Source organism: Acinetobacter sp. AC1-2, from assembly GCF_016124155.1.
GTDB classification, from domain to species: Bacteria; Pseudomonadota; Gammaproteobacteria; order Pseudomonadales; family Moraxellaceae; genus Acinetobacter; species Acinetobacter calcoaceticus.
The window spans coordinates 159,321-173,468 of record NZ_JABFFO010000002.1; the positions used below are offsets into that span (position 1 = coordinate 159,321).

Genomic DNA, 14,148 nt, shown 5'->3' on the forward strand with positions numbered 1-14,148 from the left:
AAAGTTCATGTCTAAACAGATTTTAATTTTAGCTGGTGATGGTATTGGTCCTGAAATTGTTGGGGCAGCAGAAAAAGTATTAAATACAGTAAATGAAAAATTTAATTTATCGTTGACTTGGGAACATGGCCTATTGGGTGGTGCGGCAATTGATGCACATGGCGAACCGTATCCAGCTGTAACGAGTGAACAGGCAAAAAAAGCTGATGCAATTTTACTGGGTGCAGTAGGCGGACCAAAATGGGATGCGATTGAGCGTTCTATCCGTCCTGAACGTGGGCTTTTAAAAATTCGTAGTGAACTCAACTTGTTTGCTAACTTACGCCCAGCGATTTTATATCCGCAATTGGCAGATGCTTCTAGCTTAAAACCTGAAATTGTTGCTGGTTTAGATATTCTGATTGTTCGTGAGCTTACTGGCGGTATTTATTTCGGTCAGCCACGTGGTATTCGTGAACTCGAAAACGGCGAAAAACAAGGCTATAACACTGACGTTTATTCTGAAAGTGAAATTAAGCGCATTGCAAAAGTTGCTTTTGAACTTGCAGGTTTACGTGGTGGTAAAGTCTGTTCAGTCGATAAAGCGAACGTTTTAGAAGTAACAGAACTTTGGAAGCAAACAGTTACTGATTTGCAGCAAGCGAGTTATTCAAACATTCAGCTTTCACATATGTATGTAGATAATGCTGCAATGCAGCTTGTACGTGCGCCAAAACAGTTTGACGTGATCGTAACTGGTAACTTGTTTGGCGATATCTTATCTGATGAAGCTGCAATGCTTACAGGCTCAATCGGCATGTTGCCATCAGCTTCTTTAGATGAAAATGGCAAAGGTATGTATGAGCCTTGCCATGGTTCTGCACCTGACATTGCGGGTCAAAATGTTGCCAATCCATTAGCAACTATTCTTTCTGTTGCAATGATGCTTCGTTATACATTCCGTGAAGAAGCTGCTGCAAAAGCAATTGAAGATGCTGTAGGTCAAGTACTTGATCAAGGCTTACGTACAGCAGATATTATGTCTGAAGGTATGACAAAAGTTGGTACAGCCGAGATGGGTGAGGCAGTTGTAGCTGCTCTTGCTTAAAAGTTTCTTATAAAAAACGCAGCTCAACGCTGCGTTTTTTTATGCCTATGTTTTAGCAGGCTTTACCTTCATATTGAATAGACTCGGCAATATCATTTTTAAGCTGAAAAATAACTTTGCAGTTGAAATTCACATCGTAAGAATTGCCACCCAGATTACCTGACTGTATAGCGACAGAATTACCTCTCATATCGACATTAGTCACCATCGGAATTGGGATGTTTAATGGGCGTAAAATCGTATAGATGAGTTGATTGGGTGTTTTCTGTGGAGCATTAGCGACTTGAAAACCAAGACTACGTAGATTGATGTCTTGTCGAATGGTTGCAGAAGATTTGCCTAGAAAGCTCTTTAAATACTCTTGTAAATCTATAGATTGGCGTGGATGGCTAGTACAACCGTTCACATTCATCATGATCAAACAAAGTAGGCCAATTTTACATCGGGTGTGTATATTCATTTTTATCTCAATAAAAAATTATATTTATTATTAAAGAACAATAGGTTGGATTTGAATGCTTGTAAAGTAAAAAAGGAAGATTATGATAAATGGAAGGTGAACTTACCTTTAGACTTATCCTTACATTCAAACCGTTCTAATAATAATTTTGTAGAAAACTAAGGGAAAATACGATGAGAAAAATAGCTTTTGCATTTTTATGCAGTTTAGGAATGACTGTCGTCTATGCAGATAACTGTGATAGTGCCCGCAATACTTATGATGATATTTACTGTACAAATAAAATCTATGCGAGTGCTGATGTAGATCTGAATAAGAATTATCAAGCATTGCGAGTAAAGTTAAATACCGCGCAAAAAAATATTCTTAAGAAATCTCAGCTCGCATGGATACGTCAACGTGATGCTGAGTGTACAGATTCAAATAGAAATAGCGTAGACGTGCAATGCCGTTTACAGACAACGCAGGAAAGAAACCATTGGCTGCAAGAAAGATTGCGTGAATGCCAAACGGTGGGATGTAAAACTAGTCGCTTAAGTGAATAAACAACGCAATAAAAAAGCCACATCATGAAGTGGCTTTTTTGCATTCACTAATTAGCGAGCACGGTACGTGATACGACCTTTAGTGAGGTCATATGGAGTCATTTCGACTTTTACACTGTCGCCAGTAAGAATACGAATATAGTGTTTACGCATTTTACCAGAAATGTGTGCAATAACTTCGTGACCGTTTTCAAGACGTACACGGAACATCGTATTAGGAAGCGTTTCGGTGACAACGCCTTCGAACTCAATGAGTTCCTCTTTATTGGCCATAGCCTACCTGATGATCAAATTGGAAAGGCGCAAATTATAGTCAATTTATTTAAAAAAAACAAGATAGACATACTTCTACTCAAGCATCTGGTTAAAGTATGACTAATAAAAAAAGATGTAATTTTTTTCACAAAAGAAGTGTAATTCTGTTGTCAGTTTGGTCAATCAACGCTAATCTAAAATCATAGTTATTAGGGACTGTTAATTGCGTAAAAGTCAACGGCCCTAAATATCAATGAAGTATCTACATGGAAGGGCACTGCGTGGGTCAGCTAACAGATGCATCAGTTGTATTACGCTTTGGCTATCAAGCGATTCGTCGTGCGGGATTGCCAACAGAAGAAATATTAACCAAAGCGGGAGTTGCTTTAAATCAGGTTGATACGAATGCACGTACACCGTTAAGTGCACAGTATGCCTTTTGGACTGCCGCTCAGGAAGTCAGTAAAGATCCAGATATCGGACTGCATTTGGGCGAACATTTGCCTTTATATCGTGGTCAGGTCATTGAACATCTATTTATTAGTAGTGAAACTTTTGGTGAGGGCCTAAAGCGGGCTTTAGCTTATCAGCGACTCATTAGTGATGCCTTTGATGCAAAACTAGTGATTGAAGAAGGGCGCTGTTATTTAACCAATGGCGAGCAGATCGGTGCTGATAATCTTGTTAATCGGCATTTCTCTGAATGTGCAATTTCGGGCATCCTTAGATTTTTTAAATTTATTACCGAAGGGCAATTTCATCCGATCTTTATCGATTTTAACTTCAGCGAAGGAGCAGCTGAGGATGAATATTTCCGCGTATATGGCTGTCCGGTTAGTTTAGGTCAAAAAGAAACACGTTTATATTTTGATCCCGCTATTCTAGATTTTCAGCTTTGGCAAGCAGAGCCTGAATTATTGCAATTGCATGAGCAGCTTGCGATTGAAAAACTACAAGAATTAGCGCGTTATGATCTAGTGGGTGAAGTTCGTAGAGCAATTGGTTCAACGCTGGAAAGTGGAGAAACAACCTTAGAAACGGTTGCTGCTCAGTTGAATATTACCCCACGTCGCTTACGTACTCAGCTAAGTGAGGCGAATACCAGTTTTCAGCAAATACTTTCTGACTATCGTTGCCGATTAGCTAAAAAACTTTTGGCCAATACCAATGAGAGTGTTGAACGTATTGTGTATTTAACAGGCTTCTCGGAACCAAGTACTTTCTACCGCGCATTTAAGCGTTGGACAAATGAGACACCGGTTGAATATCGGAAACGTAAACAGCATCGCTAAATAAGTATATGTAGAACAGGCTAAGCTTACTCAGGTAAGTTTAGCCAATGTGGTCCAAGTGGCGGCTGAGGCAGATCAAACTGCTCAGGATAATTACACTGAATAAAATAAAGACCATCTGGCGGGGCAGTGACTCCTGCTGCCTTACGATCCTGTGCAGCAAACATTGCATCGATATGATCAATTTCATACATACCTTGACCAATTTCGAGTAAACACCCAACAATATTACGCACCATATGGTGTAAAAAACCATCTGCCTGAATATCTAAAACCAAATAACGTCCATGTTCAAATAAACGGCAATGTTTTACATGTCGAACAGGCTGATTTGATTGGCAGGCCGCTGCACGGAAGCTTTCAAAGTTATGAGTACCTTCAAATTTACTAGCTGCTTCAATCATCTTTTTCACATCTAACTGTTGGTAAATGTGAGTAACCTGTTTATGCAATAGTGCAGGGCGATGAGGAGTGTTATATATAATATAGCGGTAACGTCGAGCAGTCGCTTTAAAACGGGCATGAAAACTTTCATCCATCAGTTTAATCCACTGAATGGAGATATCTTTAGGTAGCTGGCTGTTTGCGCCTCTTAACCACCCTGTTTCTGGGCGAATGGCATGCGTATCGAAGTGTGCCACCATATTTGTCGCATGTACTCCTGCATCGGTACGACCAGCACCATGAAGTGCTATAGGTTCATTTGCGACTTTGCTAAGCACACGTTCAATGGTTTCTTGTACGCTGGCAACGCCTGGCTGTTGTGTTTGCCAACCTCGATATTGAACTCCGCTAAATTCAATACCGACTGCATAACGTTGCATGGCTTTACCTCTATTTAATGCAAATTTTCGTTCCAATGGCTGAACCATTGTTTTGGGGTTGAGTATTTTAAATAGATTTGAAGTGCTTTTGCATAGAGATCTGCATGACTATGTGCATCACTAATGACAATTTTTGCAGTTTTCGTCCACTCACTAATTGCATAGCGTTGATCAATACCACCAAACGTAACTTGAGTCGTAAGAATCGGAACGCAGCCATGTGTATAGAGCTCATCTAATGTTGCGAGTAGTTCCTGATTAACAGCTATGTTTCCAGTACCAAAACCTTGCAATACTAAAAATTGAGGTGGGGCTGGCAGTAAATTTCGTAATTGTTGAACGAGCTGAGTGGTCGCGATAGGTTGCATCATCCAATTAAAAATTTGAAAAGATGCTGCACGTTCGATTTGCGTATCTTGGACAATCAGCCCGTTTTGCTGAGGTGTAAATTCAGACTCAGCTTTAAGACCAGAAAAAGCATCAAGTTCAGTCGTATGTGTCTTTAACACAGTTTGAGCATGAAATACTTGATGATGAAACGCAAGGTAAGTACCCACAGGTAAGCTAATCGCCTGCTCTAATGCAAGATATAGATTATCAATTGCATCGGTAAACTCACGGGTATCATTTCCTTGAATATTCAGGAGAGGATATTGACTGCCAGTAATAACTATATGGCAGCTCTGGCCTAGAAAACGAGCTAGAGTCGCTGCAGCATAACTGAGAGTATCTGTACCATGAATAACGACGAAGTGCTGATAGCCTTCAAGTTGTAGTTGTTGTATGCGTTGAATAAGACGTAGCCAGTCGGGCGCTGTACAAGCACTGCTATCTACAATATTTGGGGCAGCAAAACAGTCGACCGTTAAGTGAGGTGGTATAACTTTTTCAAGTTGGGGTAAGAATTGGTCATATGGCATAGGCGCTAAAGGTTCACCTACACAGCCAAAAGTACCACCCATATAAAATAAGGCTATTTTTTTCATCTTTTTCAGGCACAAAAGCAGTCATCTTTGACTGCTTATGGTAAAACGATCAGCCTTAAGAAGCTATGCGATTTAGTAGATTTTTCGCACGTTGTTGTTGCTCTGTGTTGAATTTTTGCTCATTACCTGCCAACAAGGCGTGCGCTGCTGGGTAAGCACCTAACTTGATGTATTGCTCTGCAAGTTTTAAGTCAAGTTCATTTTCATCTAACTGTTTTAATTCTGGAAAAGCCTGAACAAGTGGGTCGTTGTTTTCAAGGCTAAGTTCTGATTCATTTAAATTCGGTTGATTATCTTCAGACTCTATAGGATTTAAAGAAAACTCAAGGGTTTCAACTGATAATGGCTGAGTTTGAATATTTTCTTCTAAGACGATTTCTTGAGAGTTATTGCTTTGTGCATCAGACTCTTTGTCTATTGAAAAATTACTAAAATCAAGATCAATGTCTGGCGTAGCGGTTGTATCAACTTTGATTGTTTCAACAGTCAATTCAGCGGTAGTCTCAAGAGACTTTTCTGCTTTATTTGGGATAGACTCTAAATCAAATGAAAACTCTAAAGTATTTAAGTCATTTGTTTCACTGGCTGTTTCAGTGCTAATTTTATCTTCAGGTTTAGCAGAGTCGACTTCTGTTGTTTTTTGCTCAAATGAGAAATTAAATTCCAGAGGCTCAACTTCAACAGCAGGTTCTTGCTTTACAGGTGTATAGTCTTTCTGCAAGTCATCAAAAGAAGCTTCAGAAGAACTTGTTGTTAACTGGTCAAACTGAGCTGTTGTGTCTGGTGTATTTTTTGGCTCTTCGTGTGTTTGAGCTTGAGGGAAATCGATAGCATCAGGTTGTCTTGATGACTCATATTCTTTTTGTCTAGTTTCAGCTTGAGTCACTATTTCATGTAATGCCAGACTTCGAATATGACTAATCAGTTGTGTTATGGCAAATTCATCTTTCTGTGCAATATGAACTTCAAGCAATAATAAATAAAGCTCATGTTGAGTATTATCTTTTTTTAGCGCCTGATTTACCTGAGCTTCAGCGGCTGAATATTGCTTTTCTTGAATGAGCTGTTTAATTTTTTGACGTACAGCTTCTGGAAGAGGACTACTTTGTGGAATAGGTGGAAGAGTTTCTTCTACCACATTTACTTTACTTTTTTCACGCGAGTTTTTACTCGATTTAGAGTTTGCTTTTTTATTGGTTTTTTTATTTACCGTTTTAGGGGAGGTGGCCTCTTGCTTCTGGCTATTCTCGCGTTTTTTAAAAATAACAGCGACCACGAGCAATATGATGAACGGAATCACATATAACATTACTTTCCCCTTAAAAAATAAATATTTGCAATATAAAGCGAGCTAACTCTGGTTTTAACTTAATGTTTTTGCTTGTGAGTGTTTTGCTGTGCTTGTAACTGCTGTTGTAACTCTGCCAAACGCGCATTCAAAAGTTGAATACGTTGGTCTTTTAACCGTAAAGTTTGATTTAATTTGGTTACATTCCTTTGTAATGTAACGTTTTTTTCTCTTTTTGTCATAACTTTTACTGCTAACTCAGTATTGTTTTGACTTTGTTGTGTGCTCTTTTTAGCACTTCCATGTGTAGAATTTTGGCTGTTTTCAGCCACGATACTCATTTCTGCTTGTTGCAAACGGTATTTAGCTTTGCCAGAAGGTGATTTTGCAGTATGCGTTATTTCTGTTTTTGATTTATTTTGCTGAGTTTTAGAGACAGGAGTATGGGCGAGTTTTAGAGCGATTCCCTGACGTAAACGGTTTACATCACCTTGGATAAAAGCATGCTGGTTTTGTTTTTGGATATCGTGCATGACTTTCGCAACTGGCTGTTTGGTTTTCGCTGCAATACGATTAGCAATGCTCCATAGAGACTCATTGTGTTGTACTACATATTTACCTGAAGTTACTGGTCCTCTAGATGGACTTATTGTTTGTTTCTTTGCAGCATTTTGACTGAGATTTTTGGATGGAACAGATTTCTTTTGTACTGCTAACTTTTTAACTGGTGTTTTTGGCGAATTATTTGCATCTGACTTCTTAATAGCAGATGTAATTTGATTTTTTGTTGCTGCCTGATCAGGAATAGTGCTTGTTACAACTTGTTGAGCCGAAGAGTTTTCGCTAAGTGGCGCAGATGAATTTGTATTTATCGTTGGGACAGTCCCAGACTTGATATTCAGGTTTTGTTCACTATTCGAGTTAGTGGTAGCTAGGGCAGGAGCAGATGAAGTATATCGGGTACTTTCCGGCAGATTTAAAGCAATATCTTTTTCATTCACAATAAGCTGAGGCGATAAAGTACTTTCGTTATTTTCGGTCTTTTTTATAGCAGAAGGCTTAATTACAGTTTTGATATGCTGTAAACGAGTTGCAGAACCTTCACTGATTTTTACAACAATATTGAGCTCGGGATCAATAACAGGACGGGATGAGGTAATGACAATAACCCCAGAGCCTTGACCATTTTGTCGTGTATAAAAATTAAGATTTCCCGGAGGTTGATGAGTCACACCCAAAGCACTTAAATCTTCGGGGGTTGCTAAACTGACTTGCAAAGTAGAATTGGGATCAGCTTGCTGGAAGTTCATTTCTGCATATAACAAATCGCCGGGTGCGGACTGAATTTGTATAGGGTCTAATGTAATCGCATAAATAGATGGCGAAGACATAATGGTGAAAATGGCAATTTTTAATTTGTTATAAACAGTCATCTCAATCCATGACCTAATAAGTCGTAAAGTCGTTCAAAATTATACAATAATGAAATGTAAATAAATTGTAAATTTTTCACAAACCAGTTACGAAAAAGCCGATCTAATGTGATCGGCTTTTTGTTTTGACTGAATAATTCAGACCAAATTATGAGCTTTTGTATTCTACTAAGATACGTAACATACGACGTAAAGGTTCAGCAGCACCCCAAAGTAACTGATCGCCTACTGTGAATGCGCCTAAATATTCTTTACCCATGTTAAGTTTACGCAAACGGCCGACAGGTACAGTTAAAGTACCAGTTACAGCAACAGGTGTAAGGTCAGTCATAGACGCTTCACGAGTGTTTGGTACAACTTTTGCCCATTGGTTTGAAGTGCGAATCATATCTTCGATTTCATCAAGTGGGACATCTTTTTTCAACTTGATAGTCAATGCTTGAGAATGACAACGCATCGCTCCAATACGGACACAGTGACCATCGATAGGAACAATTTGTGAATTACCCAAGATCTTGTTGGTTTCAACTTGACCTTTCCACTCTTCTTTTGACTGACCGCTTTCAAGCTGTTTATCAATATAAGGAATCAACGATCCAGCTAATGGCACGCCAAAGTTAGCAGATGGGAAACCTTCGCCACGTTGTAACTCGGCAACTTGACGGTCAATATCCAAAATTGCAGATTTAGGATCATCTAGCAACGTTTTGGTATTGTTATATAAGTAGCCCATACCAGTAATTAGCTCACGCATGTTTTGTGCGCCAGCGCCTGATGCTGCTTGATAAGTCATAGCAGTCATCCACTCCACCAAATTGTTTTGGAAAAGTGAACCTAAACCCATCAACATAAGCGATACAGTACAGTTACCGCCTACGAAAGTTTTAGTGCCGTTAGCCAAACCATCTTTGATAACGTTAAGGTTTACTGGGTCAAGAACGATGATTGCATCATCTGACATACGTAAAGTTGAGGCTGCATCAATCCAGTAGCCATTCCAGCCAGTTGCTTTTAACTGTGGGAAAACTTCAGACGTATAGTCACCACCTTGACAGGTAATAATGACATCCATTTGCTTCAGACTATTAATGTCTGTAGCTTCCATAAGTGCTGGGGCAGTCTTACCACCAAATGAAGGAGCTTCACCACCTGCATTACTGGTAGAGAAATAAAATGGCTCAATATGAGCAAAATCATTCTCTTCAACCATACGTTGCATAAGGACGGAACCGACCATCCCGCGCCAACCGACCAGACCTACTTTCATGTCATTTTGCCTCGGTGCGTTAAAATTGTTAGGGGGAGTTGAGTGTATCAAAAGTGTCCACAACTGCAAGCGTTACAGAAACAAAACACCATGTTTATTGAGTAGAATATCTTGTTTATGTTACATACAAAATTGATAAAGATGACAAAAACTTTAAAAACCAAATCATCTTAAAAGAGAAAATTCAATGATTTATATCGAAGTTCTAACTGGTCTAGTGATTTGGTTAAGTTTCTGGTCACTTATTCCTCGTGATGAGTGGTGGTTTCGGGGCGCCGATTTCCCGCGTTTGCAGATTCTATTTGTTGGATTATTAGCCTTTGTCGGGATGTTGTTTTGGCCGACCGAATGGAATCTATGGCGTGAAATATTGCTTGCTGTGCTCATCGCTGCCATAGCGTATCAGCTTAAAATGGTTTTGCCTTATACCTTGCTCTGGAAAAAACAGGTTAAACAGGTGAGATCATCTCAGTTAGACCCGCAAAAGCAAATTTCATTAATTGTATCGAATGTTCTAACCCCTAATGATAAGTATCATTTACTTCTTGAGCAGATCACTCAATTAAAACCAGATTTGTTGCTTACACTGGAAAGTGATAAGACGTGGGAAAATGCTTTAAAAGAAATTGAAGAAGATTATCCTTATCGCGTTCCAGTGCCTTTAGATAATTTATACGGAATGCATTTATATAGCCGTTTACCTTTATCAAATACGGAAGTGAAATTTATTTTAAGTGATGAAACTCCTTCTATTCATACCACGGTGACTTTACGATCTGGTATGCCAGTTCAACTCTATTGTTTGCATCCTAAGCCACCGAGTCCAACCGAGGCGAAAGATTCGACTTTACGTGATGCAGAGCTTTTAATTGTTGGAGATCAGATTAAAGACTTAGATGAAAGCTGTATTGTGATGGGGGATTTAAACGATGTAGCATGGTCACGTACTACACGTTTATTTCAACGTATTAGCGGGCTACTTGATCCACGGGTTGGTCGACATTTCATTAATACCTTCCATGCAGATTATCCATTACTACGTTGGTCTTTAGACCATATTTTTCATAGTACCGATTTTGGTCTGGTCAAAATGAAACGGTTGCCACATATTGGATCGGATCATTTTCCTGTATATGTCGTTTTGCAGACTGGTCGGGTGTTTGAACAAGTTCAAGAGGAATTGGAGCAAACTCAAAATGATGATGAAGAGGCCCAAAGTGCCATACAAGAAGGTATTGCAAAGGCTGAAAAAGAAGAAAAAATTGTGAGTGATAAAATTGCGCAGCCTTATAAATAAAAAGAATATAAAAATTGATGTAAGCAATATCGTACAAAGATTTGAGTCTAGGGCGAATAGGCAGGGGGTTATAAAAACCTTATTCTACATTCATCGGCACACGGAAACGGGAATGGACGATCCCACGTAAGGATACACAAAGCTGATATGGAATAGCATCACGGATTAGATGTTGGAACGGAAACGATAAAAATAACGATTAACCTGAAAGCACAACCTCATTTACCCGAGTTTTGCAGGACGCAGAACTCGGGTTAATATTATATATATACCTTATTTAATTCATTGCAAATACAAGAAATATTGTTAAGTTAATCTTAATTTAAAAAGCTATTTAACTATAGGTAATAGTTCATAAGTTCTTTATATATCTGAATATATCTGAGCAATTTTCAATGAAAATAGATACAAAATTTTTTTTTGATAAGTTTTTGTTTTTATAGATTATTGATGAATAAATATAGGCTTTGATCTATTTAGATATAAATTGGGGTTGTTTAATTGGCAAATCTCAATAGAATGTGCCGATCGTTGACATGTTGGATCGTCAACAGGCATTGTTGTTTATTTCGCCGGATCGGCGAGTTGTGATTTGTTTGTGCATTTAAATTTCTGTTTGGAAATTATTGTACATATTGAGGTTTCACTCTTAGTTAGTGGTCTTCTCCCTCTCATATTTGATACTTTGCGGTGCATAAGGATTGTCTTATGAAGAATTTTAAATTTAGCCTTGCTTGGCAAATTTTAATTGCTTTAGTCCTAGGGATAGTTGTAGGGGCTGTTTTACATAACCAGCCTGAAATCAAAGATAGTATTGTGAATAATGTTCTTACGCCAATGGGTAAGATCTTTATTAGCCTGATCAAAATGATTGTTATTCCAATCGTTTTCTCTACCTTAATTTTAGGTATTGCAGGTGTTGGTAGTACGAAAAGTTTAGGGCGTCTTGGTTTTAAAACCATTCTCTATTTTGAAATTATTACCACGATTGCCATTTTAGTTGGTTTGGTTGCGGCAAATATCTTCCATCCTGGTTCAGGCATTGATATGTCTCAACTGGTTCAAACCGATATTTCTCAATATAAGAGTACAGCTCAAGAAGTTGGTTCTCAATCGCATGGTTTGGTACAGACAGTTTTGTCAATGATTCCAACCAATATTATTAACTCGATGGCACATGGCGAAATGTTGCCAGTGATTTTCTTCGCCGTGTTATTTGGTATTGGTTTATCTTCATTGCCAGAGAAGACCAAAGATCCATTGTTAAGCGTATTTCATGCTGTGTCAGAAACAATGTTCCGTGTGACACACATCATTATGAAATATGCACCATTTGGTGTGTTTGGTTTGATCGCTGTAACTGTTGCGAACTTCGGTTTCGCATCATTAATTCCATTAGCTAAATTAGTGGTATTAGTTTACGTAGCTATCTTATTCTTTGCTTTTGTGGTTTTAGGAATCACTGCAAAAATATTCGGTATCAATATCCTTATTCTAATGAAAATATTGAAAGATGAACTGATCTTAGCTTACTCAACAGCGAGCTCGGAAACTGTTCTACCGCGTATTATGCAAAAAATGGAAGACTACGGTGCACCAAAAGCAATTTCTAGTTTTGTAATTCCAACGGGTTATTCATTTAACCTTGACGGTTCAACACTTTACCAAAGTATTGCAGCTATCTTTATTGCGCAGCTTTATGGTATTGACATGTCAATTGGTCAACAAGTTCTTTTAGTTGTAACCTTAATGATTACTTCTAAAGGTATTGCTGGTGTTCCTGGTGTATCATTCGTGGTGTTATTAGCTACGTTACATACAGTTGGTATTCCACTTGAAGGCTTAGCATTTATTGCTGGTGTTGACCGTATCATGGATATGGCGCGTACCGCATTGAACGTTGTAGGTAATGCACTTGCAGTACTTGTGATTAGTAAATGGGAAAAACAATACGACAGCGAGAAAGCAGCAGCTTATGAGGCAACTTATAAATAATCTGCCTTGTTATTGTAGTAAAAACCCGCGTTGATCGCGGGTTTTTTTATGAGGTTATTTCAGTATAGATTCATATAGTGCCAGTGTCTGATCACACATGTCTTTCAAGCTAAACATGGTAACAGGGGCAACGACTTGAGGCTGTTCAATATGCTGTTCCACAGTTTCCACTAAAACCTTTTCATTTCCTACTTCAACAAGACCTTGTGGATACACATTAGATAAAATCTCGGCAACACCTCCACGGTTCCAGCCAATGACTGGCGTACCTACTGAGAGCGCTTCTAAGGCTGTTCTGCCAAATGTTTCTGCCTGATTGGATAGAGAGAGCACAATATCGCTAAAAGCGAGCCATTCACGTATATCTGAGCGATGTCCTACGAAGGTAATTTTATCTGCGAGTCCTTTGCTTTGGATGTTGTTTTGCAACTCACTTAAATAGGCTTGTTTTTTTGTGTCAGCACCGCCGACAACAACCGCATGTAGTTGTGGATATTGCGACTGAAGCTGTTGCATCAGTTCAATTAAGCTTTCATGGCCTTTTAAACGTGTAATACGGCCAGGTAAGCAAAGTAAAAATTTATTTTCGAGTTTAGGAAAGTCATTAAAAACTTTATTAAACCATTGTGCTGGAGGGTGATAGTTATGCGGAAAAGCAGCTGGGTCAATCCCTCGATAAATCCGCACAATATCTTGTGGTGGGCAATTTTTATAATGGTCAGTGATGTATTTGACCACGCTATCAGAAACAGCAATAACTTTCTCGGCTTGAGTCATAATCGCACTATAACGATTGACTGAATAAAAGCCATGCACCGTGCTAATGAGGTGAGGGCGTTTGTTCGCAGGTATTTTTCTTAAAGCAAAATGAGTTAACCATGCTGGTACACGAGAGCGTACATGAACAATGTCGGGTTGATGCTGTTCAATAAGCTGGCGTAAAGGCCGGATCTGCCACAAGCTTGAAAGTGACTTTTTATGAATCGGTAGTGTTAAGTGAGTAGAACCTTCAGCTTCGAGTTGTGAGACTAAACGCCCACCGTTGGATACAACTAAAGACTGATGTCCTTGTGCAACAAGCGCACGTGCGATTTCAAGTGTGCCGCGTTCTACGCCACCGCTGTTGAGTTCTGGGAGAAGTTGCATCACTTTCATTGTTTTTTTGCCTTATACGTTCATAGAAGATGGATGATTCATAGATACATCGTCATCTCAAATAATAAATCTATATCTGGAATTTACTATCGTGATAGCGACATGGATGTCGCTGTTTCGCTGTGTTACAAGGAAGTAACATTAGCGGAACAAAGGATTTTTGCTTGCTTTTTATCCCTAAAAAGTAAGGTCTGCCTATTCGATAGTATTTGAATTTCACTTTAAATTGAGGCAGTGCCTACTATCAATTTAAAATTATTACAG

13 protein-coding genes are annotated in these 14,148 nt (G+C 38.8%); 5 read left to right on the plus strand and 8 right to left on the minus strand.

Annotated features, from left to right (window positions below; translation table 11 throughout):
• Nucleotides 1–7: 7 nt before the first annotated feature.
• A complete protein-coding gene (gene leuB, locus HL290_RS10930; protein ID WP_004640985.1) occupies nucleotides 8–1,087 on the plus strand; it encodes a 3-isopropylmalate dehydrogenase in 1,080 nt (359 codons plus the stop codon).
• A 52-nt stretch (nucleotides 1,088–1,139) separates the two neighbouring features.
• Here leuB and HL290_RS10935 read toward each other — a convergent pair whose 3' ends face one another.
• On the minus strand, nucleotides 1,140–1,547 hold the full coding sequence (locus HL290_RS10935; RefSeq protein ID WP_198496480.1) for a hypothetical protein: 408 nt from the start codon (nucleotides 1,545–1,547) through the stop codon (nucleotides 1,140–1,142).
• 173 nt (nucleotides 1,548–1,720) lie between these two features.
• Between HL290_RS10935 and HL290_RS10940 the strand changes: the two genes are divergently transcribed.
• Nucleotides 1,721–2,092 carry a lysozyme inhibitor LprI family protein gene (locus HL290_RS10940; RefSeq protein ID WP_003654719.1) on the plus strand — a complete coding sequence of 124 codons (372 nt, stop codon included), beginning with the start codon at nucleotides 1,721–1,723 and terminating at the stop codon, nucleotides 2,090–2,092.
• 51 nt (nucleotides 2,093–2,143) lie between these two features.
• Here HL290_RS10940 and infA read toward each other — a convergent pair whose 3' ends face one another.
• The gene (infA, locus tag HL290_RS10945) at nucleotides 2,144–2,365 is read right to left on the minus strand and encodes a translation initiation factor IF-1 (RefSeq protein ID WP_001284370.1); all 222 of its coding nucleotides are present in this window, start codon (nucleotides 2,363–2,365) and stop codon (nucleotides 2,144–2,146) included.
• A 263-nt stretch (nucleotides 2,366–2,628) separates the two neighbouring features.
• Between infA and HL290_RS10950 the strand changes: the two genes are divergently transcribed.
• Nucleotides 2,629–3,639: an AraC family transcriptional regulator gene (locus HL290_RS10950; RefSeq protein ID WP_151743532.1), complete on the plus strand. Its 1,011-nt coding sequence runs from the start codon at nucleotides 2,629–2,631 to the stop codon at nucleotides 3,637–3,639.
• 26 nt (nucleotides 3,640–3,665) lie between these two features.
• Here the strand turns inward: HL290_RS10950 and truA are convergent, their stop codons facing one another.
• The 5 genes from truA to asd form a co-directional block, all read right to left on the minus strand.
• Complete coding sequence (gene truA / locus HL290_RS10955) at nucleotides 3,666–4,463, minus strand: tRNA pseudouridine(38-40) synthase TruA (protein ID WP_056483204.1); 798 nt, start codon at nucleotides 4,461–4,463, stop codon at nucleotides 3,666–3,668.
• Between the two features lie 14 nt (nucleotides 4,464–4,477).
• Nucleotides 4,478–5,449: an asparaginase gene (locus HL290_RS10960; protein WP_198496481.1), complete on the minus strand. Its 972-nt coding sequence runs from the start codon at nucleotides 5,447–5,449 to the stop codon at nucleotides 4,478–4,480.
• 55 nt (nucleotides 5,450–5,504) lie between these two features.
• Nucleotides 5,505–6,758, minus strand: coding sequence for a hypothetical protein (locus tag HL290_RS10965; protein WP_198496482.1), 1,254 nt, complete (start codon nucleotides 6,756–6,758; stop codon nucleotides 5,505–5,507).
• Between the two features lie 59 nt (nucleotides 6,759–6,817).
• The gene (locus HL290_RS10970) at nucleotides 6,818–8,170 is read right to left on the minus strand and encodes a FimV family protein (protein WP_198496483.1); all 1,353 of its coding nucleotides are present in this window, start codon (nucleotides 8,168–8,170) and stop codon (nucleotides 6,818–6,820) included.
• Between the two features lie 148 nt (nucleotides 8,171–8,318).
• Nucleotides 8,319–9,437, minus strand: a complete 1,119-nt coding sequence (gene asd, locus HL290_RS10975; protein ID WP_003654731.1) for an aspartate-semialdehyde dehydrogenase — start codon at nucleotides 9,435–9,437, stop codon at nucleotides 8,319–8,321.
• Between the two features lie 187 nt (nucleotides 9,438–9,624).
• On the opposite strand from asd, the gene HL290_RS10980 reads away from it, so the two are divergent.
• Nucleotides 9,625–10,734, plus strand: coding sequence for an endonuclease/exonuclease/phosphatase family protein (locus HL290_RS10980; protein WP_198496484.1), 1,110 nt, complete (start codon nucleotides 9,625–9,627; stop codon nucleotides 10,732–10,734).
• A 708-nt stretch (nucleotides 10,735–11,442) separates the two neighbouring features.
• Nucleotides 11,443–12,729, plus strand: coding sequence for a glutamate/aspartate:proton symporter GltP (gltP, locus tag HL290_RS10985; protein ID WP_132070931.1), 1,287 nt, complete (start codon nucleotides 11,443–11,445; stop codon nucleotides 12,727–12,729).
• 54 nt (nucleotides 12,730–12,783) lie between these two features.
• Here the strand turns inward: gltP and HL290_RS10990 are convergent, their stop codons facing one another.
• On the minus strand, nucleotides 12,784–13,884 hold the full coding sequence (locus HL290_RS10990; protein WP_198496485.1) for a glycosyltransferase family 4 protein: 1,101 nt from the start codon (nucleotides 13,882–13,884) through the stop codon (nucleotides 12,784–12,786).
• Nucleotides 13,885–14,148 lie beyond the last annotated feature (264 nt).

Coding starts and splice junctions, on each gene's coding strand:
- leuB (WP_004640985.1), top strand. CDS start 8: ATGTCTAAACAGATTTTAATTTTAGCTGGTGATGGTATTGGTCCTGAA.
- HL290_RS10935 (WP_198496480.1), bottom strand. CDS start 1,547: ATGAATATACACACCCGATGTAAAATTGGCCTACTTTGTTTGATCATG.
- HL290_RS10940 (WP_003654719.1), top strand. CDS start 1,721: ATGAGAAAAATAGCTTTTGCATTTTTATGCAGTTTAGGAATGACTGTC.
- infA (WP_001284370.1), bottom strand. CDS start 2,365: ATGGCCAATAAAGAGGAACTCATTGAGTTCGAAGGCGTTGTCACCGAA.
- truA (WP_056483204.1), bottom strand. CDS start 4,463: ATGCAACGTTATGCAGTCGGTATTGAATTTAGCGGAGTTCAATATCGA.
- HL290_RS10960 (WP_198496481.1), bottom strand. CDS start 5,449: ATGAAAAAAATAGCCTTATTTTATATGGGTGGTACTTTTGGCTGTGTA.
- HL290_RS10965 (WP_198496482.1), bottom strand. CDS start 6,758: ATGTTATATGTGATTCCGTTCATCATATTGCTCGTGGTCGCTGTTATT.
- HL290_RS10970 (WP_198496483.1), bottom strand. CDS start 8,170: ATGACTGTTTATAACAAATTAAAAATTGCCATTTTCACCATTATGTCT.
- asd (WP_003654731.1), bottom strand. CDS start 9,437: ATGAAAGTAGGTCTGGTCGGTTGGCGCGGGATGGTCGGTTCCGTCCTT.
- HL290_RS10980 (WP_198496484.1), top strand. CDS start 9,625: ATGATTTATATCGAAGTTCTAACTGGTCTAGTGATTTGGTTAAGTTTC.
- gltP (WP_132070931.1), top strand. CDS start 11,443: ATGAAGAATTTTAAATTTAGCCTTGCTTGGCAAATTTTAATTGCTTTA.
- HL290_RS10990 (WP_198496485.1), bottom strand. CDS start 13,884: ATGAAAGTGATGCAACTTCTCCCAGAACTCAACAGCGGTGGCGTAGAA.